The organism is Mycolicibacterium monacense, from assembly GCF_010731575.1.
Taxonomy (GTDB): Bacteria; Actinomycetota; Actinomycetes; order Mycobacteriales; family Mycobacteriaceae; genus Mycobacterium; species Mycobacterium monacense.
The window spans coordinates 373,516-399,873 of record NZ_AP022617.1; the positions used below are offsets into that span (position 1 = coordinate 373,516).

The following is a 26,358-nucleotide window of genomic DNA, read 5'->3' on the forward strand; positions in this document are numbered from 1 at the left end:
GGCGGTCATCCGAGGAATGCCCTAGATTCGTCTGCCATGACTGCCTACGACGTCGGAGTCCTGATCCTGCGGGTGGTGCTGGGCCTGGCCATGGCCGCCCACGGCTACAACAAGTTCTTCGGCGGCGGACGGATCCCCGGAACCGCGCGCTGGTTCGACAGCATCGGCATGAAGCCCGGCATGTTCCACGCTCGCATCGCCGCGACCACTGAGATGGCCGCGGGCATCGGCCTGGTGGTCGGCCTGCTCACTCCCATTCCGGCCGCGGGCTTCGTGGCGCTCATGCTCGTCGCCGCGTGGACCGTGCACCGAGACAACGGCTTCTTCATCGTCAAGGAGGGCTGGGAATACAACCTGGTGCTCGCGACTGCCGCGGTCGCCGTCGCGACCATCGGGTCCGGCAGGCTCAGCCTCGACTACGCCCTCTTCCACGGCACCGGCTTCTACGACCTGCTGCGGGGCTGGTGGGGTCTGCTGATCTCGGTCGGGCTCGGGCTGGCCGGTGGTGTCGGCCAATTGGCGATCTTCTACCGTCCACCCACCAAGACGGGTGACTGACGGGGATCCTGAGCGGTGATCCTTTTTCGCGATGCGCGCCGAAGTCTCAGGAATGCCGCCTCGAATGCCGCGCGGATGGATAGGGCGTCGGCTTCGGGTGAGCAATGGGTGAACGTGCCGTCGGCGCGACCCCGGTGGAGGATCGCGGCGAGTTCCAACTCTCGGGGGTCCCTGGGCCTCTGACACACCGCCCGCTCCGTGCGCGTGTAACAGCTTTTCCCACGCGGCGGTCGATTCCCGGCTGAGGACAGCGGCCAGACGGTCTGCGAAGTCCGTGAAGTGCCGAAGTGCTGCGACGAGCCGTTGCCACTCCTTTGGCTGGGGCGCGGCAAGGAACACGCGTCCCTCCCTGGTCTCGTACATCCCGTAGAGGGCCGACAAGCCGGTGCCGTCTACGCCGGCATTGCGTGCGCCTCAACCCAGTATTGGTGTCTGCAACGTCATGACCGCAACAGTCAGCCTTTCCTTGGCGAACCACCGATAGCATGCGACTGCCTACCCGCCGCATCAGATTCCATTTCGCGCTTGATCTCCAGCGCGATGTCGATGAGCTGGTCTTCCTGGCCGCCGATCAGTTTGCGCTGCCCGGCGCGGTGCAACAGCTGGTGCGCGGGCACCCCGTACCGCTCGGACTGCCGGATGGCGTGTTTGAGGAAGCTCGAGTAGACCCCGGAGTAACCCATGATCAAGGCGTTGCGGTCGAGCAGGCACTCGGCAGGCATGGCCGGTGCGACGACCTCCTCGGCCGCGTCGGCGATGTCGAAGAAGTCGATGCCCGTCTTGACGCCGATCTTGTCGAACACCCCGATCAGCGCCTCGACGGGTGCGTTGCCCGCGCCCGCGCCGAAACGGCGGCAGGATCCGTCGATCTGCTTGGCGCCGGCGCGCACGGCCTCGACCGAATTGGCCACGCCGAGGCCGAGATTCTCGTGGCCATGGAAACCGACCTGCGCGTCGTCCCCCAGTTCGGCGACCAGCGCGGCGACCCGGTCCCGCACCCCTTCGAGCACCAGCGCGCCCGCGGAGTCGACGACGTACACGCACTGGCATCCGGCGTCGGCCATGATGCGCGCCTGCTGCGCGAGCTTCTCCGGTGGAATGGTGTGGCTCATCATCAGGAACCCGACGGTCTCGAGTCCGAGTTCGCGCGCCAGCCCGAAGTGCTGGATCGACACGTCCGCCTCGGTGCAGTGGGTGGCGATGCGGCAGATGGACCCGCCGTTGTTCTGCGCCTCCTTGATGTCCTCCTTGGTGCCCACACCGGGCAGCATGAGGAAGGCGATCTTGGCTTCCTTGGCGGTCTCGGCTGCGAGCTTGATCAGTTCCTGCTCAGGGGTTTTCGAGAATCCGTAGTTGAAGCTGGACCCGCCCAGACCGTCGCCGTGGGTCACCTCGATCACCGGCACCCCGGCCGTGTCGAGTGCGGCGACGATGGCTCCCACCTCGTCCTTGGTGAACTGGTGGCGCTTGTGGTGCGAACCGTCACGCAGCGACGTATCCGTCATCCGCACGTCCCAGATCGGGTCGAAGAAGATGTCGCTCGTCATGATCGGCCTCCTGATGATGCGGAAAGGCTGGCGCCGGCCAACTTCGCGGCGATCTCTTCGCCGACCTTCGTCGCTGCCGCGGTCATGATGTCCAGGTTTCCAGCGTAAGGCGGAAGATAGTCACCGGCACCCTCCACTTCGACGAATGTTGTGACCAGCGCCTGGCCCCCGGAGTTCACCGACGGCGGATCGAACTGCGGCTCGTTGAGCAACCGGTAACCCGGCACGTAGGTCTGCACCTGGGCTACCACCTCTTTGATCGAGGCGGTGATCGCGTCCTGGTCGGCGTCCTCGGGGATCGCGCAGAAGATGGTGTCGCGCATGATCATCGGCGGATCCGCCGGGTTGAGGATGATGATCGCCTTGCCGCGACGCGCGCCGCCGATGGTCTCGACCCCCTTGCTGGTGGTCTTGGTGAACTCGTCGATGTTGGCCCGGGTGCCCGGTCCCGCCGACGCCGAGGACACCGACGCCACGATCTCGGCGTAGGGCACCCCGACCACGCGCGACACCGCGTGGACCATCGGGATCGTGGCTTGCCCGCCGCAGGTCACCAGGTTCACGTTCGGCGCGTCGAGATGCTCACGCAGATTCGCCGGCGGGATCACCCCGGGACCCACCGCCGCGGGGGTCAGATCGATCGCGCGGATACCGGCCTCGGCGTACCGGGGCGCGGCATCACGGTGCACATAGGCACTCGTGGCCTCGAAGACCATGTCCGGCAACTCGTCTCTGGCCAACAACCAGTCCACACCCTCATGTGAGGTCTCCAACCCCAACGTGCGGGCGCGGGCCAAACCCTCGCTCTGCGGGTCGATCCCGATCATCCAGCGCGGCTCCAGCCACTCCGAACGCAACAACTTGTAGAGCAGATCGGTGCTGATATTGCCCGATCCGACGATGGCGACCTGCATTTTCCGTCCAGCCTTGTCAGGCATGGGTTCTCCTCTGATGTGGCGGGCAGTGTCGAGACGAACAGGTTTCAGCCATCACCCGCTGCGTACCAGCCAGCGACGATCCCTGCGCCGCGCGTGATGTTCGACATATGTTGTTGCACAACAAATTCGGGAACCAGCATAAAAGTTATTCGGCGCAGCTGACCGGAACGCCGTCGGTGCGCCCGCTCCCGCGGCATCGTCATGTCCCAGCATGCGGACTCAGCTGCGCCAAACGACATGCCGCCGGCAGCACGTCACGGCAGCGGCAGCAGATCGGTGGGGATTCCGAGTTCGCCGAGGCGTGAAAGGTAAACGCCAAGATTACGCACCTTGACTTCTTCGTAGCCGCGAATGAGGTCGGGAGCCGAGGCGACGGCCAGTGCCCATTCATAGGAGTCGAGTGTCAGCGAGGGCAGAAGGTCGTTGATGGTTGCTTCGTAGTGGGTGATCAACTGACGTTCAATCCGTCGCATCTCGGTGTACCCGAAGGGGTCTAGAGGCGTTCCCCTGAGTTTCTTGGCCTTCGCCAGCAGTCGAAGCGCTACGTGGGTACGTGGGCCCATGCTGATCTTCTTTTTGCGTCCGAGTGCCTTCAACACCGGTGGGTGTAGCTTGAAGGTCAGGTTCTCTCCGCCGGGGACCTGTGCTCGCACCGATGCGAGGAACGCCGGGTCAGTGAGCATCCGGGCGACCTCGTACTCGTCCTTGTATGCGATGAGTTTGAAGAAGTTCCGGGTTATGGCTTCGGACAGGTCGGTGCGGTCGGTGAGGCTGCGCTCCTGATCCCACGCACGCTGCGCCAGATTGATCAGGCGAGCAGCCGCGTGGTCGTCCTGGTACGCGACAAGATCCGCCGCCCGCCGTTCCAGAAGTTCACGCACGGCGCCGGTGACCGGGCTCGTCGTGAAGAGATGGCTCGGCACCTGCGGCGGTCGTTCGTCGGCCGGGTCGGTCGTGGCGGTTCGGAACACCTCAGGGACTGCCACGGCTACCCGCCCCCACTGGAACGCCGCCTTGTTCGCGTGCACGGCAACCCCATTGATCGAAATCGCGTCCTCGATCGCGGCGGCGGTCATCGGGAGCGCACCGGCCTGGTACGCGGCACCCACCAGGAGAAAGTTCGCGGTGGTGGTGTTGCCGAAGAGTCGTTCGGCGGCCGCCAGTGCGTCGAAGGAAACCAGCGACCGACTCCGGACGTCCAACCGGGACAACAGCGACTCATCACTCGGATGCTCGACGGCGGCGTCGTAGACCATGTCGCCGGTGGGCGTCCTGCTCGTCGAGGCGATCACGACGGTGCGATCGGGGTTGCTGTAGCCGACGTTCTTGGCATCGACGGCGGTGAGCAGGTCGAAGGCCAGGATGCAATCGGCGGCCCCGGCGCTGATCCGGTTGGATGAGGGGACGGGTTCGGTGCTGAGCCGTAGGTGGGAGGTGACCGGTCCGGCCTTCTGGCTCAGGCCCGTCTGGTCCAGGCCCTCGGCGTAGAAACCGGCGCGCAGCGCGGCCATCGCCAGCACCTGGTTGACGGTCACGATGCCCGTTCCGCCGATGCCGGCCAGAAAGACGTTGTAGATACCCGACATCGGCGTCACCGCGGGGTCGGGCACATCCGGCGGGACGGGTCGCTCGGGCGCAGTGGGCGGGCCGTTCTTGGCGGGCAGTTCCACGGTCACGAATGAGGGACAGTTGCCGTCCAGGCAGGAGTAGTCCGTGTTGCAGGTGCTCTGGTCGATTCGCGTCTTGCGGCCGAGCTCGGTTTCAACCGGCTGAACCGACAGACAGTTGCTCTTGACACCGCAATCGCCGCATCCTTCGCAGACGGCCTCGTTGATCACCACCCGGGTGAGCCGGGGCGGCAGCATTCCGCGCTTACGCTTGCGGCGCGCTTCCGCCGCGCACTGCTGGTCGTAGATCAGTGCCGTGACGCCTTCGGTGTCACGCAGCAGACACTGAGCCTCGTCGAGGCGATCGCGCGGCCACAACAGCACTCCTTTGGCGAACACCGCGCCCTTCTGTCGCTCAGGCTCGTCGGCGCAGACGATCACTTTGGATACACCGTCGGCGACGAGCTTGTGGGTGAGTTCGGGAACCGTCAGCCCTGCCTCGACATCCTGGGCTCCGGTCATCGCGACCGCGCCGTTGTAGAGGATTTTGTAAGTGATGTTCACACCGGCGGCGGCACACGCCTGCACCGCGAGCTGTCCTGAATGGAAATACGTTCCGTCGCCGATGTTCTGGAAGATGTGTTTGACATCGGTGAACGGCGCCTGGCCGATCCATTGCGCCCCTTCGCCACCCATCTGGGTGAGGGCGGTGACCGCCGAATCTGTTCGTGAGGACATCGTGACCAGCGTGTGACAGCCGATCCCGCCGCCGGCCAGTGAGCCGTCCGGCACCGCGGTAGAGCGGTTGTGTGGGCAGCCCGAGCAGAAGTACGCGGTTCGGGTGGTGGACAGCACCGTCAGGTCGAGCGTGGGCGGCGGCGCGGGTGCCAGCGTCACCCTGTCCTTCAACACCGCGCGCAGCGGTGCGAGCAGGCGGGTGGTGGTGAGTTCGCCGTCCGGGGGGATCAGCGTGCCCCCGTCGGCCGCGTGCTTACCCAGGACCTCGGGCGCTGCACGGTGGCCGTAGAGAATGTCTTTGAGCTGTGTCTCGACGAACGCCGACTTGTCCTCGACCACCAGTATCCGCTCAACCCCGTCTGCGAGGCGGGAAACCACCTGCGGGTCAAGGGGATAGGGCATCCCGATGCGCAGTATTCGGATGCCTGATCGGGTCAGATCACGATCAGTCAACCCGAGGTCGACCAGAGCCTCGCGGACCGTGTCGTAGGCCGTGCCGACCGCGACGATGCCCAGCCATGCCTGCGCCGGATCAACCTCGATACGGTCGATGTCGTTGGCGGCATTGAACGCCCGCACCATCGCCCAGCGGGGTCCGTACAGGTCGGCCTCCGCGAACAGGCTGTCCGGCGGAGCGGAGCAAATGCGCTGACGGTAGCTCCAGGGCCGGCCGTCCCACTCGATGGTCGGGGTGGTGATGTCAAAGTCGGAGAAGTCGCGGTCCAGCGTCCAGACGCCGTCTGCGACGTCGGCGACGATCTTCATGGCAGGCCAGCATCCCGATGCGCGCGACAAGGCGATGCCGTACATGCCGAACGCGATGATCTCTTCGGCGTTGCGAGGGAAAAGGATCGGCATTGACAGGGCCGCCAGAGACCGCTCACTGGCGACCGGGAGGGACGAGGATTTCGCACCGGGATCGTCACCGACCAGGGCGAGTGCACCGCCGGCAGGGTTTGCCCCGTACATCGCCCCGTGACGCAGGGCGTCGCTGGCGCGGTCGAGCCCAGGGCCCTTCCCGTACCAGACGCCGATCACCCCGTCGTAGTCACGGGTGCCCGAGGGCAGGTCATTCTGGCTTCCCCACACCGACGTCGCGGCGAGTTCTTCGTTCATCCCAGGCTGGAGGTGGACATGATGTTCGGATTCGAGCTCCGGCAGGCCGGCCAACAGCTGATCGAGTCCGCCAAGCGGACTGCCCTGGTATCCCGAGACGAAGGTAGCGACGTGGCGTCCCTCGCGGGTGTCCCGTTCGTGCTGCTCCACCATCAGTCGAGCGATCGCCTGAACTCCGGTCAGCAGAACCGGACCCGAGGACGCCCGGTACCGCGCGTTGAGGTCACGGTCAGGCCCGGCTGAACGAAGATCTGTCATCGTGATGCCCCGCCATGTGGTTGGTGAGATGCCCGATGGCATCTGGTCCGAAGTACCCATCAGGTTGGTTTGGAATGGATTTCAGGTCAACTAATCTCGCATTAACTGAACTGATGGTTCACTTGTGCGGGTATGGCAACGTGGTGAGGTGACTCGAATGTTCAGCATCGACCGGCTCGACGTCGACCTGCTCGAGATGCTCGCACGCGACGCGCGGGTCGGAGTCGTGGAACTGGCGTCGCGGCTGGGCATCTCGCGTAACACCGTGCAATCGCGCCTGAAGCGGTTGGAGGAGAGCGGGCTGGTCGCCGGCTACCGCCCCGAACTCGACCTCGCGCAAGCCGGGATCGCCACGCAGGCCTTCATCGGACTCGAGGTGCAACAGGGTCGTCTCTCCTCAATCGTGGATGCTCTCGTCGGAATACCTCAGGTGCTGGAGATACACGCGACGACAGGGCGCGAGGATCTTCTGGTGCGCGTCGCTACCGAGACGCAGGCCGGACTCCAGCAGTTGATCGAGCAGGTGGTCGCCATTCCGGGTGTTGTGCACTCGACGACGACGCTGGCGCTGACGACTCCGTTGACCTTTCGGCCGATGCCGCTGCTCAAGAACATCACTCGCAATGCAGGGTGGGGACGGTCGACGCCGACACCAAGGCAATGAGCCTTGGCGATCTGGGGCTGTTCGCGTCTTTAGCGCACCCGGCGGAAGTGGCCTGTTGAACATATATGAGGATATCTGTACTATCTCTACTAGACGTCTCACCAGCTGACCCGACGTGATTCGTACGTTGGATCCAACGAACGGAGAGTTACGACCACTCATGGGTATCGAGTCCGTCGTTGTGTGGTTCGACGTAGCTGCCGATCACAGGATCCGACTCAACTTGCGGTTCATCTCTGCCTGCAGAGAACGGTCCTGCTACCAGGGGGCGTCACTGCGGCGCAGAAGAAAGGTGTCATGACCGACCAGTCCAGGGTACTCGACGACGTTCGCCGAGGCATGATCCCGGCCCATATCTACAACGACCGGGAGATCTTTGAGCTGGAGAAGCGGCACATCTTCGCCAAGGCGTGGGTCTTCGTTGGCCACGAATCGGAGATCGCACAGCCAGGAGACTATGTCGTGCGGCGGATTCTCGAGGACTCTTTCATCATCACCCGTGACGAAAATGGCACCGTCTGCGCGCATTTCAACATGTGTCTGCACCGCGGTATGCAGGTGTGCCGGGCGGAGATGGGCAACGCCTCACACTTCCGTTGTCCGTATCACGGCTGGTCCTACCGCAACGACGGCAGGATTGTGGGGTTGCCGTTCCACCAGGATGCCTACGGCGGCGAGGAAGGATTTGCCCGCAAGGGACAGCGGTTGTTGCCGGCTCCGAACCTCGCGATCTACAACGGCATGATTTTTCTGAGCCTGAACGCTCAGGCGCCACCGCTGGAGGATTACCTGGGGGACTTCAAGTTCTACCTCGACTTCTACACGCGGCAGAGTTCGAGTGGCATCGAGTTGCACGGACCACAACGGTGGCGGATCAAGGCGAACTGGAAGATCGGCGCCGAGAACTTCGCCGGCGACATGTACCACACGCCCCAAACGCACACTTCGGTGGTCGAGATCGGACTCTTCCGGGAGCCCAACGCGCAGAAGCGCAAAGAGGGTGCGCTGTACTGGGCCGGCAACGGCGGCGGAACCACCTACAAACTGCCTGACGGATCGCTGGAGGAGCGGCTTCGGTACGTCGGCTATCCCGACCAGATGATCGAGCGGATGAAGCGGAGCTGGTCGCCGGAGCAGCTCGCCATTGTCGGCACCGACGGCTTCATGTTCAGTGCCGCAACGCTGTATCCCAACCTGTCATTCGTGCACAACTGGCCGAAGGTCGCCGACAGCGACGATGTGCTGCCGTTCATCACGCTCCGGCAATGGCAGCCGATCAGCGAAGATGAAACCGAGGTGCTGTCCTGGTTCGCCGTGGACGCCGACGCCCCGGACGAGTTCAAGGCGCTGTCCTACAAGGCTTATCTCATGTGCTTCGGTAGTACCGGCATGTTCGAACAGGACGATGTCGAGAACTGGGTGTCGCTGACCAACACGGCGGCCGGCTCGATGGCGCGGCGATTACTGCTCAACAGCCGGATGGGTCTGCTCGCCGATGACTCGGAGGTAGCGCCTCCACTGCCTGACGACCGATTCAGCGGACCGGGTATCGCCCGTCAGGGTTACAGCGAGTTCAATCAGCGAGAGTTGCTGCGACGCTGGGCCAATGACCTCGAAGCCGGTTCTGCCGAGACGGTAGGTCCCGGATCATCCGACGGTGTGACGGTCAACGGCGACCACGGGGCGGTGACGCGCGTATGAGCAATGCCGCCGACACCGACTCCAGCCGGTCCCGCCTCGGCGGGTCGGCATCGCGCGTCACCCGTACCGGCAAGACGCTGCGATTCGACGACAAGCGGCACTTGCTCGCCCACCAGTGGCTGGTCGACGAGACCTATCTGCTGGACGCACAGTCGTATTCGGAGTGGCTCGAGAGTCTCTGCGAGGACATCCACTATCTGATGCCGGTCAGGGTCACGACGGCGCTGGCCGCCGGCTACGACACCTCGCCCGGCATGGCGCATTTCGACGAAGACAAGTACTCGTTGTCTCGCCGGGTGGCCCGCTTCCTCACCGAACACGCCTGGACCGAGGATCCGCCGTCCCGGTTGCGCCACCACCTGTCGAACGTGCGCACCTTCGCCACCGACGACCCCGACCACCTGATCGTCGAGTCCGCCACCCTGCTGTTCCGGAGCAGAGGCGACGTTCGGGAGGGTGCCTTTCTGTCGGCGGGCCGGGAGGACCTGTTGCGGCTCGAGGGCGAGCAGTGGCGGCTGGCCCGTCGCGTCATCTCCGTCGATGAGTCGGTCATCCGCATGCAGAATCTGGCGGTGTTTCTGTGACGCCTCCCAAGGAACAGCAGACGGGCCCGGCGAGCGTAGTGCGCAGTGAGCTGCTCAGACATGTTGTCGGCGAACCGATCACGATCGGCAACGAGTTCAGTGAGGTGCGCCTCACCCGCGTCGACACCCGCAACGGCTCGCGGCTGCTGATCGAATCTCAGAAGTCGGGGCAGTGGGTGTCGCTCTGCCCTCTTGAAGTCGAGGCCCTGACGTGGCAGTCGACCGCGACATTCTCGGCGATGATCGGACACCCCTTCGGATCCCTGGTCGACGAGCGGTCCGGCGAGTCCGCTCCGGAGTCGCGGTGACCGGCTGGCTCACCGGTCGGCGGGCCCTTGTCGTGGGCGCCGGTTCGGGGATCGGCAGGGCGGTGGTCGACGCCTTCCTCGATGAGGGGGCGCGCGTGGCCGTTCTGGACCGCGATGAGCAGAAGTGCTCGGCGCTGAGCGCTGACCATCCCGATGTGCCCGTGGTGTGTGGCGACGCGAGCTTCCGCGCCGCCAACGACGAGGCCGTCGCCGCCGCGGTTGAGGCGTTCGGTGGTCTCGACGTGCTCGTCAACTGCGTCGGGGTGTTCGACTTCTACCGCAGCATCGAAGAAATCGACGCGGACGTGCTCGACGAGGCATTCGACGAGATTTTCCGTGTCAACGTCAGAAGCTATCTGCATTCGGTCAAGGCGGCACTTCCCGCGCTGCGGGAGGCCGCCCGGCCCGTCATCGTGCTGACAGAGTCCACCTCCGGGTACTACGCGGGGCGAGGTGGAGTCCTCTACGTCGCTTCCAAATTCGCTGTCCGCGGACTGGTCACCGCGCTGTCGCACGACCTGGCGCCGCAGATCAGGGTCAATGGTGTCGCACCCGGCGCCACACTCGGCACCGACCTTCGGGGTCTGGCCGGGCTTGGCATGGCGGACCGCAGCATCTCGAACGTGCCCGGTCGTGCCGAAGAGATGTCGGCGCGTGTTCCCCTGCAGGTCGCGTTGTCCGCGCAGGATCACGCGTGGAGTTACGTGTTCCTGGCATCGCATCGCGCCCGCGGCATCACCGGCGACGTCATCCACCCCGACGGAGGCATGAGTGTCGCCGCGGCACCGAAAAAGCGCAGTTGAGCACGCGCGCCCACGATCGGAAGAGAGGGAACATCATGCCCAGACTCCACGCTGACTACCCCTCGTGCCAGGGCTACGGCAACTGCGTGACCGGCGCTGCCGACACCTTCGATGTCGACGACGACGGCGTGGTGGTGCTGTTGCGCGACACCTTCGCAGAGCCCGAGCGCTCACGAATCGAGGACGCCGTGCGCAGTTGCCCTGTGAACGCCTTGAGCATCGAGACCGACTGATGTCCGGGCAGACCGTCGTCATCGTCGGGTCATCCGTCGGCGGGGTGCGCACCGCAAAGGCGTTGCGCTCCCAGGACTTCAGCGGCCGGATCGTGTTGATCGGCGGTGACCGCAGACTGCCCTACGACAAGCCACCCCTGTCCAAGCAGTTCCTCGCAGGCCAGTGGGATGAGAGCCGGCTGACGATGCTCACCGCTGAGCAAGCTGACGAGGCGGGTATCGAATTGCGCCTCGGCAGCGCGGCTGAGCACCTGGACCTCGCTGATCGAGCGGTGCTCCTCGCCGACGGCGCGCGCGTCCCATTCGACATCCTCGTTGTGGCAACCGGCGCCGATGCGCGACCGTCCCCGTGGCCGGTGGCCTCCGGCGTCCATCTCCTGCGGACGCTCGACGACAGCCGTGGCCTGGCTCGCGCGCTGGCGGCCGCCGGACCGGTGGTGGTCGTCGGCGGCGGGTTCATCGGCGCCGAGGTGGCCGCGACCGCGCACGCCGCGGGGCGGAACGTGACCATCGTCGATCCGCTCACCGCACCGATCGGCCGGATCGTCGGGGCTGAACTCGGAGCCATCCTCACCGGCGTGCACGCGCGGCACGGGGTGCAGACGCGGTTCGGCGTCGGTGTCGAGTCGGTCGACGGATGTGAGGGCGACCTGCGGGTCACCCTCACCAACAAAGAGACGCTGCCCGCCGCCACCGTCGTGGTCGGTATCGGCGCCATCCCCAACGACGGCTGGCTGTCCTCCTCAGGACTGCTAATCGACGATGGCGTGGTGTGCGACGAATTCTGCCGCGCAGTCGGGCATCCCGGCGTCTATGCCGTCGGTGACGTGGCGCGCTGGCACCATCCCGGGCATCAGGAAGACGTCCGTGTCGAGCACTGGACCAATGCCGCCGAGCAGGCTGCCTGCGTAGCCCACAACATCAGCCACCCCAACGAGCTACGTTCCTATGCGCCGACCGAATACGTCTGGAGCGACCAGTACGACTGGAAGATTCAGATCGCCGGACGGCCCCACCGAGCGGTGCTTGATCGGATCGTCGGCGACCTTGACGCCGAAAGACCTCAGGGCGCAGCGGTGTTTGGCGATCAGTCCGGTATCTTGACGGCGGCCGTGACCGTGAACTGGCCGAAGGCCCTGATGATGTGCCGCCGGATGATCGGCGCGGGAACGACCGTCGCCGACTGCCTGTCGGAAGTGGAAAGCCTACCGCGGCTCACGGCCGCGCCCGCAGCCGGAGGGTGATCGCCTGATGACGATGGAAGCAGAACCGATTGTCACCCGGGCATACGGGCCGACACCCCAGTACCCGGTGGAATCGGTCGACAACGCCTTGCAGATCGTCATGCTCCTCGCAACGCGGAATGAGTTGCGGCTCACCGATGTGAGTGCTCACTTCGGCCTCGCCAGTTCGACGGCGCACCGGCTTCTGGCCATGCTGTCGTACCGCGGACTGATCCGCCAGGATCCGAAAACCAAGGCCTACCGCGCAGGACCGGGCCTGGATCTGCTCGCCTTCAGCGTGCTGCGCCGGCTCGATGTCGGCGACCGGGCCCGGCCGGTCCTGGAGAAGCTGAACGCCACGCTGCGGGAGACCGTGCATCTGGGACGTCTGGAAGGCGCCGAGGTCGACTTCGTCGCGTCCATCGAGAGCCCACAGGCGCTGCGGGTATCCAATCGTCTGGGCGTGGCGATGCCCGCGCACTGCACGTCGACCGGCAAGGCACTGCTGTCTGCGCTCGGGCCCGAGGAGCTCGACCGGCTCTATCCCCAGCCGGATCTCGTCCAGATGACGCGGAACTCCATCGCGTCGAGGGCGGCGCTCCACGCCGCGCTGGCCGAGGTGCGCAGGCGCGGGTACGCCATCAGCAATGAAGAGGGCGAGGTGGGCGTGATCTCCATCGCGGTACCGCTGCGCAGCGGAGCGTACGCCCTGAATGCCTCGGTGCCGGTGAGCCGAATGACCAGGAGCTTGCGCAGAACGGTGCTCAGCGAGCTGAATGCGGCCGCCGACGAGATCGAGGCAATGCTGCCATGAACAGCTCAGAGCGTCTCGAATTGACCTACGGTGGCGAACTCTACGACAGAACGCGCCGCCTCTACACCGGCGAGGTCGCGCCTGAAGGCATTCGGATCCGCTACCTGCACACCGCGATCGAAGACCTCTTCTGGCGCCAGGGCAAGTACGGCGAATTCGACGTGGCTGAGTATTCGATGGGTGCATACCTGTCCACGGTCGACGATCCCGATCGGCCCTTCGTCGCGCTCCCGATATTCCCGTCGCGGCTCTTCCGGCACTCCAGCGTGTACGTCGGCGCCGACGCGGATGTGGTCGAGGCGGCCGACCTCAACGGTGGCGTCATCGGGACCCCCGAATGGAGCATGACCGCCTCGTTGTGGATGCGTGGCATCCTCGGCGAACATCACGGCGTCGATCTTGCATCGATCCGTTGGCGTACAGGTGGTCTCGAGCAACCGGGTCGCGAGGAGAAGGCGCCGGTGACACCTCCCGGCCATTTCGACGTCTCCCACATCGGCGACGAGGACACCCTCAGCGCCCAGCTGATTCGCGGCGAGCTGGACGGGCTGATCACTGCGCGTGCCCCACGGGCGTTCCTGCAAGGCGATCCGCGGATTCGACGGCTGTGGCCCGACTTCCGTACGGCGGAGCGCGCCTATTTCGACGTGACGCAGGTCGTTCCGATCATGCATGTGGTGGTCATCAAGCGTTCGGTGCTCACCGCTCATCCCTGGGTGGCCAACAATCTCGTCGATGCGTTCGAACGGGCCCGCGAACCCGTACAGCGGGAGCTCATCGACACCGCAGTCTGCACGACCAGCCTGGTCTGGGAGTCCTCCTACGCAGAAGCGGAACAGGATATTCTCGGCGATCCGTTCCGGTGCGGCGTCGCCGAGAACCTCCCCGCCCTGCGGGCATTGCTGGTCTACGCGCACGAGCAGGGGTTCAGCAAACGCCCGTTGCGACTCGAGGACGTGTTCGTACCGTCGACGGTCAGCGCAGCACGGATATAGTCGCACGGAATCCGTTGATGCTCAGGCGAGCCTAAGGATCCTCTCGGCGGTCAGCACGCTGACCGACGAAGTGACCGCCTCCGGTAGACCGGCGCCGAGCAGGGCCGCCCCTGCCGGTCGTTCGGCGATGGCGAACGGATAATCGGTGCCGACCACCACCCGATCGGCCCCGACGCGCCCGACCAGAGCCGCAACCGCGTCCGCGTCGAAGAGCAGCGAATCGTAATAGAAGCGACCGGCATAACTCGACGGGCGGTCGCCGCAGTCCGATGCTGTCGACGAGTTTTCCCAGAATCGCTCGATTCTCGGCAGTAGCGCCAGGAACGCACCGCCACCGTGAGCGAGCAGAATATCGAGGTCGGGATGGCGGTCCAAGACGCCGCCTATCACCAATGACGCTGCGGCCGTCGCCGTCTCAGCGCCCATTCCGACGGATTCGGCGAGACCGTACTTCTGGAGTCGATCCGAGCCCAGCACCTGCCACGGATGCACGAAGACCAGCGCGCCGTGATCGGCACAAGCGGCGAAGAATGGATCCAGTGCGCGGTCGTCGAGATTGGCTCCGCACACATTCGAGCCGATCTCCACACCGGCGAGGCCGAGAACCTGCCGGATTTCGACGACCATCTCTGCGGCCCGGTCCGGATCCTGCAGCGGAACTGTGCCCAGTCCGCTGAACCGCGTCGGATATGCGCGAACGGCATCGGCGATCCATTCGTTCTGCACCCGCGCCAGCTCAGCCACGCCATCGGCGCCCAGGTGGTATGAGAAGGTTATCGGTATAGGCGAGATAACTTGGCGCGCAACACCGTCAGCCTCCATGTCGGCGAGTCGTCGCTCCAGGTTCCAGCATTGCTCCGTGACCGAACGGAAGTGCCGGTCGCCCAGCATGATGTCAGCGCTGCACGGGCCGGTTTCCACCAGTTCGGGCCATGAACCCGCGAATCGTCGGCCGAAGTTGGGCAGGGAGCGCGGCAGCCCGTGGGTGTGCAGGTCGATCACGCTGTCGCCTGATCCGACGCGGACAGTCTCATGACGACACCTCACCACGGCGCCTCGGACGGGGGCGCTTGACGTCAGCGCCATCGGCGACGGCCTGGCTGTTCTGTTCGATCGAGTCGAGGAACTTGCCCAGCAACGTCTGCAGCTGACGCTTCTGCGGGGGTGTCAGATCGCTCATCAGGGTCTGCAGGTATGCCCAATGTCCGGGTAGAAACTTGCGGAGGAAGTTACGGCCAGGTCTCCCGATGCGGATCAGGAACGACCGACGGTCGTCGGGATTCGTTATGCGCTCGACGTAACCCCGCCGTGCCAACCCGTCCACGACACCGGTCAGGTTGGCCGGCAGCACGGACACCTCCTGGCCCAGCGCCCCCATCGTCAGCGGCTCGGAGGCGCGGTCGAGCACCGTGAGGATATTGAGTTGGCTGATATTCAGGTCGTGCGGGACCAGTTCGGTGACGTGAGCGCGCTCAAAGGCGGTCGCGGTGCGAAACAGCGCCAGCGTCAGGCCGAGGACGACGGTGTCGAATTCCGGACCCTCCCGGTCGGCCGCCCTTGCGATCTGCTCGGCGATCGAAGGTGGGTTACGGGGCCGTCGCGGCATGGGGTCGCCTCCCGATGAATTGGTGGATAGTTCTGACTCTGTACAGTATCGAGGTCAACCAATCATCGCGGTGTCGGGCGGGTCGGGCGACTCAGCGGAGAGGAATGTTGACGGTCTTGGTCTGGAGGTAACTCTCCAATTCCTCGACTCCCTCTTCGGTACCCGTTCCGCTGTTCTTGTGACCACCGAACGGCGCACCGAGGAAGTGGCTGCCGCTGCCGTTGATCCACACGTAGCCGGTGTCGAGTCGGTCTGCCACCGAGACGGCGGTGGTGATGTCGTTGCTCCAGATCGCGCCGGTCAGGCCCAACGGTAGTTCGTTCGCCTGAGCGACGGCGGCGTCAAGGTCTGTGAATCGCAGCACCGACAAGACCGGACCGAAAATCTCCTCACGCGCAACGGTCATCGACATGTCGACGTCGGCGAAGACCGTCGGCTCGACGTAGAAGCCCGCCTCGAATTCCTTTCCGGGCGGCCGTCCGCCGCCGGTGACCAGCCTGGCCCCTTCGCGTTTCGCGACGTCGATGTAGTGGTTCACCTTGTCGAACTGGGCTTCCGACACCAGGCAACCCATCTCAGTCGCCGGATCCAGCGGGTGGCCGATCCTGATCGATTTCAATCGCTCGACCAGGCCGGAGACCACCTGATCGTGAAGTGACTCGTGAAGAAAGAGTCGGGTAGTCGATCCGCAGGACTGCCCCTGGCTCCAATGACAGTTCATGCCGAAAGCGGCGCCTTCGACGACGGCGCTCGGGTCGGCGTCCGGGCAGACGATCATCGCGTTCTTGCCGCCAAGCTCCAGGGTGACGTGTTTGATGCCGGCCTCGGCTGCCGCCGCCATCACCTTCTGGCCAGTCGGGACGCTGCCGATGAGTGCGATGCGCTTGACGTCGCGGTGCCGCACCAGGGCATCTCCGGCCACCGCGCCGCTTCCCGAGATGATGTTGACAACGCCGGGGGGAAACGACTCGAGTACCACTTCGGCCATCAGCAGCGAGGACAGCGGAGCCTGATCAGGCACCTTGAGAACCAGGGTGTTACCGGTGATCAGCGGGGCGCCCACTTTGGCGGCGGCGAACAGGATCGGGTGGTTGTAGGGAATGATCCGCGCCACCGCGCCGTACGGTTCTTTGCGGGTCATCAGCCAGCTGCGCGTCATCGACGGAAGAGTGTCGCCGGTGATGCTGAACGCCACCGCTGCGTGGTAGTCGAGCCACCGGGCCGCCATCATCACATCGCCGATCATGGCTGTGACGGGATTACCGGTGTCGACGGCGTCGAGCAAGCCGAAATCGGTTGCCCGGGAGCGCAGTCTCTGCGCGAACGACCTGATCATCTCCGCGCGCTCGAGCAAGGTGGTGGCGCGCCACTGCGGGAACGCCGCCGCCGCGGCCGCGACAGCCGCGTCGACGTCGGCGGGGCTGGCGGCAGGCACGCGGGCGATCGTGGAGCCGTCGTGCGGGGCGGTGATCTCCATCGTCGCGCCGTCACCGGCGGCGACGCGGTCGCCCCCGATCAACATCCGCCAGTCACGGTCGAGCAGGGCCGCGACATACGTCTTGTTGCTATCGAGAGAGGATTGCACGTGCAGATGCTCACTTCCTGAAGTATTACTTGTCTGATGCAACTCTAGTGCCCAACGCCGCCAGAAAGTTCATGTTCCAAAATAATTTTGGAGGACAATGAAGCTGGACGCTACAGTGCCCGCCGCCCGATCGCGCTCAGGACACGTAATAACCTGTTGCACAGATTAATCCGACGAGTCTGACCAACAGTTTACCCAATTGCCCTTTGCGCTCGCCGACTCAGCAGGAGTGCCAGGACGGTTTTGACCCGAAGGGGTAGTGCGCAATATAGTTCAAGAGTATAAGTAATACCGGAGGCGCGCGTGCGGCACTGTAGTGCGGACCGGGTTGCGTCGGTAGGTCCAGGAAGGTCGGAGATGATCGAACTGCAGGACATCGCTTACGTGCGATCCGGGGTGACGGATCTCCAGCGTGCGACCCGCTTCGCGGTGGACATCGTGGGGCTGGATCCGGTAGCCGAGGACCACGATGTCACCTACTTGAGGGCCGACGCCCGTCATCACTGCCTGGCCCTGATTGAATCCAACCGGCCAGGGGTCCTCGCATCGGCGTTCTCATTGCGGGATGATGCCGCGCTCGAGTCAGCCGAAGTCGAGTTGCAGCAGTACGGCTGCACGGTAACGCGTGGCTCCGAACAGGAAGCGCGGCACCGGCATGTCCGCAACTTCATCGCCTTCGACGACCCGTTCGGCAACCACGTCGAACTGGTCACCGGCCAGAGCACTCTGGCCCGTCCGATCAACTTCGGTCGACCCGCCGCAGGCATTGCGGAGTTCGGCCACCTGTGCCTCGACGCACCCGATGTGCGGGCCGCGCACGCCTTCTGGTCCACGGTGTTCAGCGCCAAGGTGTCCGACTGGATCGGTGACGGAGCCTGCCTGATGCGTATCGACCCCGTCCATCACAAGCTGGCGTTCTTCCAGAACGACGCCGGACCGGGTTTCTGCCACATCAACTTCCAAGTTGGGACTCTCGACGATGTGATGCGCAACTGGCGATTCCTGCAACAGAACGGCGTGCAGATCCTGCATGGGCCAGGCCGCCACCCGACGTCGACGGCCATCTTCATCTACTTCCTCGGGCCGGACAACCTGACCTACGAGTACTCATTCGGAGTTCAGTTGATCGACGACGAGGCGTGGACTCCGCGCATGTTCGACCTCGCGGAGCCGGGCTCCATCGATATGTGGTTGGGGCCGACCCAGCGAACCGTCTCCCAGCCTCAACTCGCCGCCCGCTCGACTGCACCGCATTCCGTCGCTGCGCCTGAGCTCGGCGTGTGATGCGCACCGAAGAGTGCCGTCAGATGGCGGAGGATCTACTTGCGGCTTATGCGACGCGCCGCCCGATCGCCCCGCTGACCGACCGAATCCCCGACTTGACCGTTGCGGAGGGCTTTGCCATCCAGCGAGCCCAGGTCGACCGGTGGACGGCCGGAGGCCGCGCCATCAAGGGCCACAAAGTCGGCTTGACCTCGGCGGCCATGCAGCGTCAGATGGGGGTGAGTCAACCGGATTTCGGTGTCCTGCACGACGAGATGTTCTACTCGGAGTCCGATCCCATCGCAGTGACCGCCTTCCTGCAGCCGCGTGTCGAGCCGGAGATCGCCCTGATCATGAAGCGCGACCTCGCCGGTCCGGGTGTGACAGTCGCCCAGGCCGTGGCTGCAGTGGACTTCGTGCTGCCGGCACTGGAAATCATCGACAGCCGCATCGCCGACTGGCGTATCAGCATCGCCGATACGATCGCCGACAACGCGTCGTCCGGGGGGGTCGTGCTCGGCGGGCATCCTGTTCGGCCCACGGATGCGAACCTCCGACTCCTCGGGTGCAACCTGTACTGCAACGGCGAGGTGGTCGCAACGGGAGCCGGTGGAGCGGCGCTCGGTTCTCCGGTGGTATCGCTGGCATGGCTGGCCAACACCCTGGGTCAGCAGAACGACTGTCTGAGGGCCGGCGACGTCGTGCTACCGGGTTCGGTGACCGCGGCACAAGCGGTGCGCCCTGGCGATGTATGGACCGCACAGTTCGCTCAACTCGGGCACGTCACTGCATGTTTCGCCGAAGGACAGTCATGAACACATGGACCGTTGACCGAGCGGCGACCGAGCTGCTCGACGCCGAGGACACGCGAACTGCCCGCAACCCGATCACCGACGATTGGCCTGACCTGGATCTGCGGACGGCCTACGCAATTCAGGATGAGACGTTGTGCCGCCGAGTCGAGCGTGGTGAAACCGTCGTGGGTGTGAAGCTCGGCCTGACGTCTCGGGCCAAGCAGCAGCGAATGGGTATCTCGTCGCCGCTGGTCGCGTGGCTGACCGATGCGATGACGCTGCCAGCCGGGGCGCCGTTACCGGAGGGCGCGCTGATTCACCCCCGCGTCGAGCCGGAACTCGTCTTCGTCATGAAGGATAGGTTGAGCGGTCCGGGTGTCACCGCGGCGCAGGCGATGTCAGCGGTAGGGCATGTCTACGCGGGCATGGAGATCATCGACTCCCGTTACCGCGATTTTCGGTTCACCCTGCCCGACGTGGTCGCCGACAACGCGTCATCGGGTCGGTATGTGACGGGTCCGATCGGCTTGCCGCCGGAGGAACTGGACCTCTCACTGGAGGCGTGCCTGGTCGAAGTCGACGGCGTCATCGTCGACAGCGCCACCGGTGCCGCGGTTCAGGGCCACCCCGCCGAGGCGCTGGCGTTGGCGGCAAACGTGCTCGCCGATCGGAACATGGTGATCGAGCGCGGCTGGATCGTGCTCACCGGCGGGATGACCGACGCGGTGGCGCTCGGTCCGAAAACCGCGGTGCGAATGCACTTTTCGAACCTGGGTTCACTCGTCGTCCACGGAGGGAAGTAACGCGATGCCGTTAGTCGAAGTCACCCTGGTCCAGGGCCGCGCGCCGCATCAGTTACGTACGCTGATCACCGAGCTCACCGACGCGGTCGAGACCGCGCTGGGCGCATCGCGCTCCACCATCCGTGTGGTCCTGCGTGAAGTTCCCGATACTCACTGGGCCGCCGGTGACGTGACCATCGCGGAGCGGAACAAGGGTTCATGACCGAGCTCATACCTCACGTCATCGACGGTGAAGAGACCGAGTCGGCCAGTCGGGCATGCTTCGACACCGTAGATCCGTGGACCCGCCAGCCGTGGGCCAGGGTGGCGCTCGGCGGGCATGAGGAGGCCGCCCGCGCCGTAACGGCGGCGCGCCGCGCTTTCGACGACGGGCCCTGGCCACGAATGGGTCTGGCGGAACGGGGTGCAGTTCTGCACCGGCTGGCCGATCTGATCATCGAGCATCGCGACGAGCTGGCCCTCGCCGACACCACCGATATGGGAAAGCCGATCACCGACACCCGCGGCAACGACGTGCCGCGGTCTGCGCAGAACTTCCGGTTCTTCGCAGACCATGCGCGGCTCTCAGCCGGTGAGGCACTGCCGATGGACACCGGTCACCACGCCTACACCAGATTCGAGCCGGCGGGTGTCGTCGCCGCGATCGCGCCGTGGAACTTCCCGCTGATGCTCGAGACGTGGAAGGTCGCACCGGCGCTCGCCTGGGGAAACACCGTCGTCCTCAAACCTGCCGAGGACACTCCCGCGTCCGCGACCATCCTTGCGCGACTTGCTTTGCAGGCCGGAATGCCCGATGGCGTCCTGAATGTCGTGCACGGGTACGGCCCCGGCTCGGTGGGATCTGCCCTTACCGGCGATCCCCGCGTCGACAGGATCACCTTCACTGGCGAAACCGGCACGGGCAGAACCATCGCCGCCGCGGCAGCGGCACACCTGACCCCGGTGAGCCTGGAACTGGGGGGAAAGGGTGCCAATCTGGTCTTCGCCGACGCCGACCTCGACAGCGCGGTGAGCTGGTCGATCCGGGCGATCTTCTCCAACGCCGGGCAGGTGTGTCTCGCCGGTAGCAGGCTGTATGTCCAGCGGGAGATCTACGATGAGTTCTTGTCCCGTTTTGTCAATGCTGCCGAATCACTGATCGCCGGTGACCCCAAACTCGCCGGCACTCAGCTCGGTCCACTGGCGTCGGAAGAACATTGGAAGAAGGTCCGCTCGTACGTCGAGGGGATCCCCGCCGATGGGGGCACCATGCGCACGGGTGGTCCGGGGGAGGGATGGCTCATCCGCCCGACCGTCGTGACGGATCTACCTGCCACCGCGCGGCTCTGCCGTGAAGAGATATTCGGCCCGGTCGCGGTCGTCGCGCCCTTCGACACCGAAGCAGACGGCATTGCTGCAGCCAACAACACACCGTATGGGCTGAACGCGATGTTGTTCACCGAGAATCTTTCCCGGGCGCACCGCGTGGCAGCCGCGCTGAACGCGGGCACCGTCTGGGTAAACTGCTTCTTCGTTCGCGACCTTCGCGCGCCGTTTGGCGGGGTGGGCGACTCCGGAATCGGGCGTGAGGGTGGCACATTCAGCCGTGAGTTCTTCACCGAGCCGAAGGCGGTTGTGATGGCGATCAGTGACATTGCGTCCGCTCACGTCCAGAGTGACTAAGTGGTTAACAGCTCCAGCTCCTGATGGGATTGGCGGGTCGCGGGTCGTGTGCTGCGCCAAAGAATTGCACGGCTCCAGCCCGTCACACTGCTCGACGGTCACCCCGCCCGAGGTGATGCGGCGCGGGTCGATCTCACACTGCTTGCGCCAAGGTCCACGCCACATCGGTCTGACGGTTGGGCTGGTTCCTGCGCTCTGGCCGTTCGGTACCGCCACCTCAACCGCCCGGCTGTGGCGTGCTGATGGCTTCACTCCCGTGGGGCCCCTTCCGGGGGGCCCAGGTACTTCTCGTCGAGTAGCCCCAGCAGGTGGGTGATGGTGTGCAGTAGCGGTGCGGCTCGACCCGGCCGGCGTGACGCGCGATCGCGGTGCACAGCCACAGCGCCGCGTTCGGCGATCACATCGAGAGCATCACCGCCCACGCCGTGGCTTCTGGATAGGCAGCACTGATACAGACTCGTATGAAGGACTGCGGCGAATCACCTGGGCCCCACGTGTCACCGGCCACCGGCGGTCACACAACTCGCTCGGCTCAGCGGAAGGCGCGGTACTTTTCCTCCAGGGCGGCCCACCGGCGGCCGGTTTCCTCACCGCCGGCGACCATGTCGGCCGGTGCATCGGTATAGGGCGGCCGGCTGGGCCCGCAGTCGATCAAGCCCGCTCCGCGGAACCGGCCGCGCCCGACCGGAATGCTGTAGTCCATGAAGCGCGACATGTCACCGCCGAACTGCGGGGCCAATGCCCAGTTCACCTGCTCGGAAATGTCGTCCGCCTGTGCCCAGTCCTGCGACAGCACGGCGCGCGAGAGCAAGGCCAACGGCGAGGGTGCACAGGCGACGTTCCCCGACCAGCACGCCGTTGCCCTGGCCGGGAAGCGTTTGGCAACGCGGACCCAGTCGCTGTCGAGGGGCAGCACGGCGACCTTGTCGCCGAAGGCCTCGATGTCGCCCTCCAGAGTCGGCCCGCCTGCGTGCTTGGTCGCAACGATCTCGGGCGCATCGGCAAGTTGCTGGTAGGCGTCGACGCTGATCTTGCCCTTGAACGCGGCGGGGTTGTCATAGATCACTACCGGCACCCCGGGCAACGCCTCGGTGACATCGCGATAGAAGCGCACGACGCCGGCGTCATCGAGCGGCAGCCACATCGGACGACCGACGAAGAGACCGTCGGCGCCGGCGTCGATCGCTTCGCGACCCCGCGCTATGGTGTCGCGGGTGTTCAACGTCGTCACGCCGGCGAAGAACGGCGCGCGGCCCCGGATCGTCTCGGCAACGCAGGCCGAGAACTGAAGCCATTCCTGATGAGTGAGCGACGCACACTCACCGAAGGTTCCGGTGGTCATCACGATATCGATCCCCGCGTCGACGACCTGCTCGACCATCTTCTCTGTCTCAGTGACATTGACGCTGTTCAGGCAACGCCAGTCATCGGCGTCCTCGGTCGCAGGTGTCGGCACGATGCCCACGATCCCTCTGATGTCCGCACGGGTGATCGCCATGGTCATGCCCGTGTCTTCGCCGCGGATACGAGATCGCCGGGCACGATGGGATATGGCTGGGTACCGAATGAGTGGTGCGGCTCCTCGCGGTACATTCCGAGCGCCTGAAGCACGGGAGCGTCGGTCGCGGAGAAGAGCACGGCGTCGACGTCGGAAGACCGGTTCATGTGGGCATGCCACATCCAGTTGGGCACCACAAACGAGTCGCCGGCAGACCAGTCGATTTCCTCGTCACCTACAACTGTGGTGCCTGTGCCCTCCACGACGTAGTACACCGCACTGGAAGTGTGGCGGTGGCGTTCGGTGCGCAGCCCCGGACGGAGCAGCTGTGCGAAGCAGTCGATGGTGGGCAGCGTCGGTCCGCCGGTGATCGGGTGGGCGTAGTGCAGGATGACACCGTCGAACGGGCTGCCGTCACTGTGGCGATGTGTGTCCAAGGCGGCCCGAACCTCGCTCCACGCGTACCGGAATGGAATGCGAGAGCTCTGCCGAGCTTCCCACGCAGGGCGTACATGGGCGGCGCGAGTGCTCGTGCAGGAGGCAGCGTCTTCGTGCAATGGCTGCGTGCGACCACCGAAGGGTTCGAAGAACATCTGACGCAGATAACCCATGAGCGGCACGTCGAGGATGTCGACCCAGACGCCGCGCTTATCGCTTTCGTTGTGGTGATCGTGCCAAGAATAGGCCGGCGTGATGATCAGGTCACCGTCTTCCATCGGCAGTTTCTCCCCGTCGACCGCGGTGAACAGGTCGGGGCTGCCGTCCACGACGAAACGCAAAGCGTTGATGGAGTGCCGGTGTGCCGGGGCGATCTCGCCCGGAAGGGTGATCTGCATGCCCATTGCCAAGGTCTGCGACGTGCCGTTGACGTCAGGAGCCGGGTTGATGAAAGTGAAGTTTCTGCGGGCGGTTTCGCCCGACACCGCCGCGCACATCTCGGTCAGCGCGCGATCCGCGAGTTCCCATGACCACCGGAACGGCACACCCGCCGGGATGGGTCCGTCGGTGAGCTGGACCAGCTGCGCGTCATACTGCCACTGGCCACGAAGGTGCAGTTCGTCGAGCTTCTTGTCGAACAGTGCCAGATCCGACACGGACTCCTGTGTGGTCGTCATAATCCCTTGTCCTCGTAGGAAACCGTGGCAGTCGGAGCAGCTCACGCTCGACCCGTCGTCGCCGGTCGGCCGAAACGTCCACGGCGGCCTCGAGTGTCGATGCCTCGAGCCCGCGGGACCGCTTCCCGGTGATGACGACGCAGCGCCGACGCTAGCACCGGCCGCGGCGCACGACAAGACACTTAAGAATGATTCTGTCTAAAACGTAACTTGAGTACTCGCTGTTCTCGCGCTGCACGGGCGGTCGATCTACGGGACCGCCGTACCAGGCAGCCGTGAGCCGCCTAGGACAGATATGCGTAATGTTGTCGATTCCACGTCTTCTTCTGCACGTCGGGAATACGCTCTGCAGAGTGGAAGGCAGAGGAGGACCGATGGCGGCGAACCACGACATGCTTGCGCGCATATTCGACGCGACCACTACGGCGCTGGCACGCAGCGGTGCGAGAAGGCTGTCGATGACCGACGTCAGCGCTGAGGCGGGGATCGCCCGCGGAACGCTGTATCGCTATTTCAGTGGGAAGCAAGACCTCCCGAATGCGGTCGGAGTACGAGTCGTGAAGCTCTTTGAAGACGGAATCGTCAACGCCGTAGAAGAGCGGCCCGAACTCGACGTTCGTGTCCGGGTGGTCGTGGAGGCGATGGCCGACGTCGGCCGCGACCATCCGGAAATCATGCAGGTGATCGCCCTTGAACCGGGCTTCGGCGTGGACTTCTTGCAGCAGATCTTTCCGGAGTTCGTCTGCCTGCTGGACGAGCTGCTGGCGCCGGCTCTCAACATGACCCGTGCCGTTCGGTCCATGGGTGTGACCAGTGGTCAGCTCAGTGAACTCATCCTCCGCATCGTGATGTCGGCGTACGTGTTGCCGACCCCTGATCTGGCCGACGTGCCCCGGGCGATCCTGGCGTTGCCGTGTCTGGCCCGGTGGACTCCCGACCTGTACCTGGTCTGAAACCTCAGTCGACCCGAAGCGTCGCCATCATTTGCCGGCTTCGGCGCGACGCACGGTGATGGCTTCGGCAGGACAGGCCTGCGCTCCTCGGCGGGCCTGCGCCTCGAGTTCAAGCGGCACGCTCTCAGGTGCCACGGCGTATCCAGCGTCGTCGATCGTGTAGACGTCGGGACCTTCAGCGGCGCACAGGGTGTATCCGCAGCACTTCGACCGGTCGACTGTGATCACAAGTGGTAGCTGGCTGTCTGCCATGATGCTCGGCTCCTCCGATGGCCTGGGAAGTGAAACTTTGTGAGGTAGTGTCCTGTGCTGAACAGTCTATACAGATTGTGTCCTAATCGCATATGTCGCCCGCTTGGGTGGCACTTAGCGCGATCGCCGGAGGAGCGCAGGTTGGCTGACCCGAAACAACGTGTCACAGAACTAGATCCGATATCAACGGACCGACGGGTCCTACGTACGGCCTTTGGGTCCTTTCCCAGCGGCGTGACTGCCGTGTGCGGTGTGGGCGCAGACGGCGATCCAGTCGGGATGGCGGCGAGCTCGTTCGTTTCGCTGTCGCTGGATCCGCCTCTGGTGGCGGTCTGCATACAGAAAACATCCACCTCCTGGCCCCGGCTGCGACGGCTGCGTCGACTCGGATTGAGCGTGCTGGCGCAGGACCAGGAGGACGCGTGCGTGCGGCTGTCGGGCAAGGGCGATCGCTTCAGCGACATCGACTGGGTGCCTACGGCCGACGGCGCCGTATTCGTGTCAGGTGCTTCGGTGTGGCTGGAGTGCTCCCTGTTCAATGAGGTCCCGGGAGGCGATCACACAATCGCCATGTTGGAGATTCATCGGCTGCACACCGAGCCGGGCGTTGCTCCGCTGGTGTTCCACGGCAGTGCATTTCGCCGTCTGGAAGTGGCTGTGGACACCGAGGTCGCATCGGGCTCCCCGGGCAGTCCGATGTGAGGCGCGCCGCGGATCGGTGCGAAGGAACTTCGCCTGAT

27 protein-coding genes are annotated in these 26,358 nt (G+C 64.9%); 17 read left to right on the plus strand and 10 right to left on the minus strand.

All coding sequences use genetic code 11. The features are described 5' to 3' along the window. Positions 1-36 precede the first annotated feature (36 nt). Entirely contained in the window at positions 37-558 is a 522-nt protein-coding gene (locus G6N49_RS01825) for a DoxX family protein (protein ID WP_011856628.1), read from the plus strand. A 455-nt stretch (positions 559-1,013) separates the two neighbouring features. On the opposite strand, the gene dmpG is transcribed toward G6N49_RS01825, so the two are convergent. The 3 genes from dmpG to G6N49_RS01840 all read right to left on the minus strand — a co-directional run bounded on the left by dmpG (position 1,014) and on the right by G6N49_RS01840 (position 6,762). Further along, entirely contained in the window at positions 1,014-2,108 is a 1,095-nt protein-coding gene (gene dmpG / locus G6N49_RS01830; protein WP_179967814.1) for a 4-hydroxy-2-oxovalerate aldolase, read from the minus strand. Further along, on the minus strand, positions 2,102-3,043 hold the full coding sequence (locus G6N49_RS01835) for an acetaldehyde dehydrogenase (acetylating) (protein ID WP_011856626.1): 942 nt from the start codon (positions 3,041-3,043) through the stop codon (positions 2,102-2,104). Before G6N49_RS01835 ends, dmpG begins: the two co-directional genes overlap by 7 nt. Before the next feature lie 254 nt (positions 3,044-3,297). Beyond that, positions 3,298-6,762 (minus strand): indolepyruvate ferredoxin oxidoreductase family protein, encoded by a 3,465-nt coding sequence (locus G6N49_RS01840; protein WP_083044804.1) that lies wholly within the window; start codon positions 6,760-6,762, stop codon positions 3,298-3,300. A gap of 157 nt (positions 6,763-6,919) precedes the next feature. Here G6N49_RS01840 and G6N49_RS01845 point away from each other — a divergent pair, with 157 nt between their 5' ends. The 9 genes from G6N49_RS01845 to G6N49_RS01885 all read left to right on the plus strand — a co-directional run bounded on the left by G6N49_RS01845 (position 6,920) and on the right by G6N49_RS01885 (position 14,087). Further along, positions 6,920-7,426, plus strand: coding sequence for an Lrp/AsnC family transcriptional regulator (locus tag G6N49_RS01845; RefSeq protein ID WP_011856624.1), 507 nt, complete (start codon positions 6,920-6,922; stop codon positions 7,424-7,426). A 297-nt stretch (positions 7,427-7,723) separates the two neighbouring features. Further along, a complete protein-coding gene (locus G6N49_RS01850) occupies positions 7,724-9,127 on the plus strand; it encodes an aromatic ring-hydroxylating oxygenase subunit alpha (protein ID WP_011856623.1) in 1,404 nt (467 codons plus the stop codon). Then, the gene (locus G6N49_RS01855) at positions 9,124-9,711 is read left to right on the plus strand and encodes a 3-phenylpropionate/cinnamic acid dioxygenase subunit beta (protein WP_011856622.1); all 588 of its coding nucleotides are present in this window, start codon (positions 9,124-9,126) and stop codon (positions 9,709-9,711) included. Before G6N49_RS01850 ends, G6N49_RS01855 begins: the two co-directional genes overlap by 4 nt. 38 nt (positions 9,712-9,749) lie before the next feature. Beyond that, positions 9,750-10,019: a hypothetical protein gene (locus tag G6N49_RS01860; RefSeq protein ID WP_085976265.1), complete on the plus strand. Its 270-nt coding sequence runs from the start codon at positions 9,750-9,752 to the stop codon at positions 10,017-10,019. Then, positions 10,016-10,822 carry a 3-(cis-5,6-dihydroxycyclohexa-1,3-dien-1-yl)propanoate dehydrogenase gene (gene hcaB / locus G6N49_RS01865; protein ID WP_011856620.1) on the plus strand — a complete coding sequence of 269 codons (807 nt, stop codon included), beginning with the start codon at positions 10,016-10,018 and terminating at the stop codon, positions 10,820-10,822. The genes G6N49_RS01860 and hcaB overlap by 4 nt, the downstream gene beginning before the upstream one ends. A 35-nt stretch (positions 10,823-10,857) precedes the next feature. Then, positions 10,858-11,055 (plus strand): ferredoxin, encoded by a 198-nt coding sequence (locus G6N49_RS01870; protein ID WP_041925137.1) that lies wholly within the window; start codon positions 10,858-10,860, stop codon positions 11,053-11,055. Then, on the plus strand, positions 11,055-12,299 hold the full coding sequence (locus tag G6N49_RS01875) for an NAD(P)/FAD-dependent oxidoreductase (RefSeq protein ID WP_041925136.1): 1,245 nt from the start codon (positions 11,055-11,057) through the stop codon (positions 12,297-12,299). Before G6N49_RS01870 ends, G6N49_RS01875 begins: the two co-directional genes overlap by 1 nt. 7 nt (positions 12,300-12,306) lie before the next feature. Continuing rightward, a complete protein-coding gene (locus G6N49_RS01880) occupies positions 12,307-13,092 on the plus strand; it encodes an IclR family transcriptional regulator (RefSeq protein ID WP_011856618.1) in 786 nt (261 codons plus the stop codon). After that, a complete protein-coding gene (locus tag G6N49_RS01885; protein ID WP_011856617.1) occupies positions 13,089-14,087 on the plus strand; it encodes a substrate-binding domain-containing protein in 999 nt (332 codons plus the stop codon). Before G6N49_RS01880 ends, G6N49_RS01885 begins: the two co-directional genes overlap by 4 nt. 21 nt (positions 14,088-14,108) lie before the next feature. On the opposite strand, the gene G6N49_RS01890 is transcribed toward G6N49_RS01885, so the two are convergent. The 3 genes from G6N49_RS01890 to G6N49_RS01900 form a co-directional block, all read right to left on the minus strand. After that, on the minus strand, positions 14,109-15,089 hold the full coding sequence (locus G6N49_RS01890) for an amidohydrolase family protein (protein WP_041925135.1): 981 nt from the start codon (positions 15,087-15,089) through the stop codon (positions 14,109-14,111). Positions 15,090-15,117: 28 nt separating this feature from the next. Next, positions 15,118-15,693 carry a MarR family winged helix-turn-helix transcriptional regulator gene (locus G6N49_RS01895; RefSeq protein WP_011856615.1) on the minus strand — a complete coding sequence of 192 codons (576 nt, stop codon included), beginning with the start codon at positions 15,691-15,693 and terminating at the stop codon, positions 15,118-15,120. Between the two features lie 91 nt (positions 15,694-15,784). Next, positions 15,785-17,278, minus strand: a complete 1,494-nt coding sequence (locus G6N49_RS01900) for an aldehyde dehydrogenase family protein (protein WP_011856614.1) — start codon at positions 17,276-17,278, stop codon at positions 15,785-15,787. Between the two features lie 357 nt (positions 17,279-17,635). Here G6N49_RS01900 and G6N49_RS01905 point away from each other — a divergent pair, with 357 nt between their 5' ends. From G6N49_RS01905 to G6N49_RS01925, 5 genes are read left to right on the plus strand one after another with little or no spacing between them, the layout of a single operon-like run. Further along, positions 17,636-18,562 (plus strand): VOC family protein, encoded by a 927-nt coding sequence (locus tag G6N49_RS01905; RefSeq protein WP_041925134.1) that lies wholly within the window; start codon positions 17,636-17,638, stop codon positions 18,560-18,562. Beyond that, a complete protein-coding gene (locus G6N49_RS01910; protein WP_011856612.1) occupies positions 18,562-19,356 on the plus strand; it encodes a 2-keto-4-pentenoate hydratase in 795 nt (264 codons plus the stop codon). The genes G6N49_RS01905 and G6N49_RS01910 overlap by 1 nt, the downstream gene beginning before the upstream one ends. Further along, positions 19,353-20,138 (plus strand): 2-keto-4-pentenoate hydratase, encoded by a 786-nt coding sequence (locus G6N49_RS01915; protein WP_011856611.1) that lies wholly within the window; start codon positions 19,353-19,355, stop codon positions 20,136-20,138. Before G6N49_RS01910 ends, G6N49_RS01915 begins: the two co-directional genes overlap by 4 nt. Positions 20,139-20,142: 4 nt before the next feature. Further along, positions 20,143-20,340 (plus strand): tautomerase family protein, encoded by a 198-nt coding sequence (locus tag G6N49_RS01920; protein ID WP_011856610.1) that lies wholly within the window; start codon positions 20,143-20,145, stop codon positions 20,338-20,340. After that, on the plus strand, positions 20,337-21,800 hold the full coding sequence (locus G6N49_RS01925) for an aldehyde dehydrogenase (protein WP_011856609.1): 1,464 nt from the start codon (positions 20,337-20,339) through the stop codon (positions 21,798-21,800). The genes G6N49_RS01920 and G6N49_RS01925 overlap by 4 nt, the downstream gene beginning before the upstream one ends. A 248-nt stretch (positions 21,801-22,048) precedes the next feature. On the opposite strand, the gene G6N49_RS01930 is transcribed toward G6N49_RS01925, so the two are convergent. The 3 genes from G6N49_RS01930 to G6N49_RS01940 all read right to left on the minus strand — a co-directional run bounded on the left by G6N49_RS01930 (position 22,049) and on the right by G6N49_RS01940 (position 24,413). Continuing rightward, positions 22,049-22,222 (minus strand): hypothetical protein, encoded by a 174-nt coding sequence (locus tag G6N49_RS01930; RefSeq protein ID WP_163647388.1) that lies wholly within the window; start codon positions 22,220-22,222, stop codon positions 22,049-22,051. 110 nt (positions 22,223-22,332) lie between these two features. Next, complete coding sequence (locus G6N49_RS01935; protein ID WP_011856608.1) at positions 22,333-23,304, minus strand: dihydrodipicolinate synthase family protein; 972 nt, start codon at positions 23,302-23,304, stop codon at positions 22,333-22,335. Continuing rightward, entirely contained in the window at positions 23,301-24,413 is a 1,113-nt protein-coding gene (locus G6N49_RS01940) for a cupin domain-containing protein (protein WP_011856607.1), read from the minus strand. The genes G6N49_RS01935 and G6N49_RS01940 overlap by 4 nt, the downstream gene beginning before the upstream one ends. Before the next feature lie 374 nt (positions 24,414-24,787). On the opposite strand from G6N49_RS01940, the gene G6N49_RS01945 reads away from it, so the two are divergent. After that, a complete protein-coding gene (locus G6N49_RS01945) occupies positions 24,788-25,366 on the plus strand; it encodes a TetR/AcrR family transcriptional regulator (RefSeq protein WP_083044782.1) in 579 nt (192 codons plus the stop codon). A 27-nt stretch (positions 25,367-25,393) separates the two neighbouring features. Here G6N49_RS01945 and G6N49_RS01950 read toward each other — a convergent pair whose 3' ends face one another. Next, positions 25,394-25,618, minus strand: a complete 225-nt coding sequence (locus tag G6N49_RS01950; RefSeq protein ID WP_011856605.1) for a ferredoxin — start codon at positions 25,616-25,618, stop codon at positions 25,394-25,396. Positions 25,619-25,759: 141 nt separating this feature from the next. Here G6N49_RS01950 and G6N49_RS01955 point away from each other — a divergent pair, with 141 nt between their 5' ends. Beyond that, entirely contained in the window at positions 25,760-26,320 is a 561-nt protein-coding gene (locus tag G6N49_RS01955) for a flavin reductase family protein (protein WP_011856604.1), read from the plus strand. Positions 26,321-26,358: the final 38 nt, after the last annotated feature.

Excerpts from the sequence above, each read along its gene's own strand:
- G6N49_RS01825 (WP_011856628.1), top strand. The coding sequence starts at position 37 with ATGACTGCCTACGACGTCGGAGTCCTGATCCTGCGGGTGGTGCTGGGC.
- G6N49_RS01835 (WP_011856626.1), bottom strand. The coding sequence starts at position 3,043 with ATGCCTGACAAGGCTGGACGGAAAATGCAGGTCGCCATCGTCGGATCG.
- G6N49_RS01840 (WP_083044804.1), bottom strand. The coding sequence starts at position 6,762 with ATGACAGATCTTCGTTCAGCCGGGCCTGACCGTGACCTCAACGCGCGG.
- G6N49_RS01845 (WP_011856624.1), top strand. The coding sequence starts at position 6,920 with ATGTTCAGCATCGACCGGCTCGACGTCGACCTGCTCGAGATGCTCGCA.
- G6N49_RS01850 (WP_011856623.1), top strand. The coding sequence starts at position 7,724 with ATGACCGACCAGTCCAGGGTACTCGACGACGTTCGCCGAGGCATGATC.
- G6N49_RS01855 (WP_011856622.1), top strand. The coding sequence starts at position 9,124 with ATGAGCAATGCCGCCGACACCGACTCCAGCCGGTCCCGCCTCGGCGGG.
- G6N49_RS01870 (WP_041925137.1), top strand. The coding sequence starts at position 10,858 with ATGCCCAGACTCCACGCTGACTACCCCTCGTGCCAGGGCTACGGCAAC.
- G6N49_RS01875 (WP_041925136.1), top strand. The coding sequence starts at position 11,055 with ATGTCCGGGCAGACCGTCGTCATCGTCGGGTCATCCGTCGGCGGGGTG.
- G6N49_RS01880 (WP_011856618.1), top strand. The coding sequence starts at position 12,307 with ATGACGATGGAAGCAGAACCGATTGTCACCCGGGCATACGGGCCGACA.
- G6N49_RS01885 (WP_011856617.1), top strand. The coding sequence starts at position 13,089 with ATGAACAGCTCAGAGCGTCTCGAATTGACCTACGGTGGCGAACTCTAC.
- G6N49_RS01895 (WP_011856615.1), bottom strand. The coding sequence starts at position 15,693 with ATGCCGCGACGGCCCCGTAACCCACCTTCGATCGCCGAGCAGATCGCA.
- G6N49_RS01905 (WP_041925134.1), top strand. The coding sequence starts at position 17,636 with ATGATCGAACTGCAGGACATCGCTTACGTGCGATCCGGGGTGACGGAT.
- G6N49_RS01910 (WP_011856612.1), top strand. The coding sequence starts at position 18,562 with ATGCGCACCGAAGAGTGCCGTCAGATGGCGGAGGATCTACTTGCGGCT.
- G6N49_RS01915 (WP_011856611.1), top strand. The coding sequence starts at position 19,353 with ATGAACACATGGACCGTTGACCGAGCGGCGACCGAGCTGCTCGACGCC.
- G6N49_RS01920 (WP_011856610.1), top strand. The coding sequence starts at position 20,143 with ATGCCGTTAGTCGAAGTCACCCTGGTCCAGGGCCGCGCGCCGCATCAG.
- G6N49_RS01925 (WP_011856609.1), top strand. The coding sequence starts at position 20,337 with ATGACCGAGCTCATACCTCACGTCATCGACGGTGAAGAGACCGAGTCG.
- G6N49_RS01935 (WP_011856608.1), bottom strand. The coding sequence starts at position 23,304 with ATGACCATGGCGATCACCCGTGCGGACATCAGAGGGATCGTGGGCATC.
- G6N49_RS01940 (WP_011856607.1), bottom strand. The coding sequence starts at position 24,413 with ATGACGACCACACAGGAGTCCGTGTCGGATCTGGCACTGTTCGACAAG.
- G6N49_RS01945 (WP_083044782.1), top strand. The coding sequence starts at position 24,788 with ATGGCGGCGAACCACGACATGCTTGCGCGCATATTCGACGCGACCACT.
- G6N49_RS01950 (WP_011856605.1), bottom strand. The coding sequence starts at position 25,618 with ATGGCAGACAGCCAGCTACCACTTGTGATCACAGTCGACCGGTCGAAG.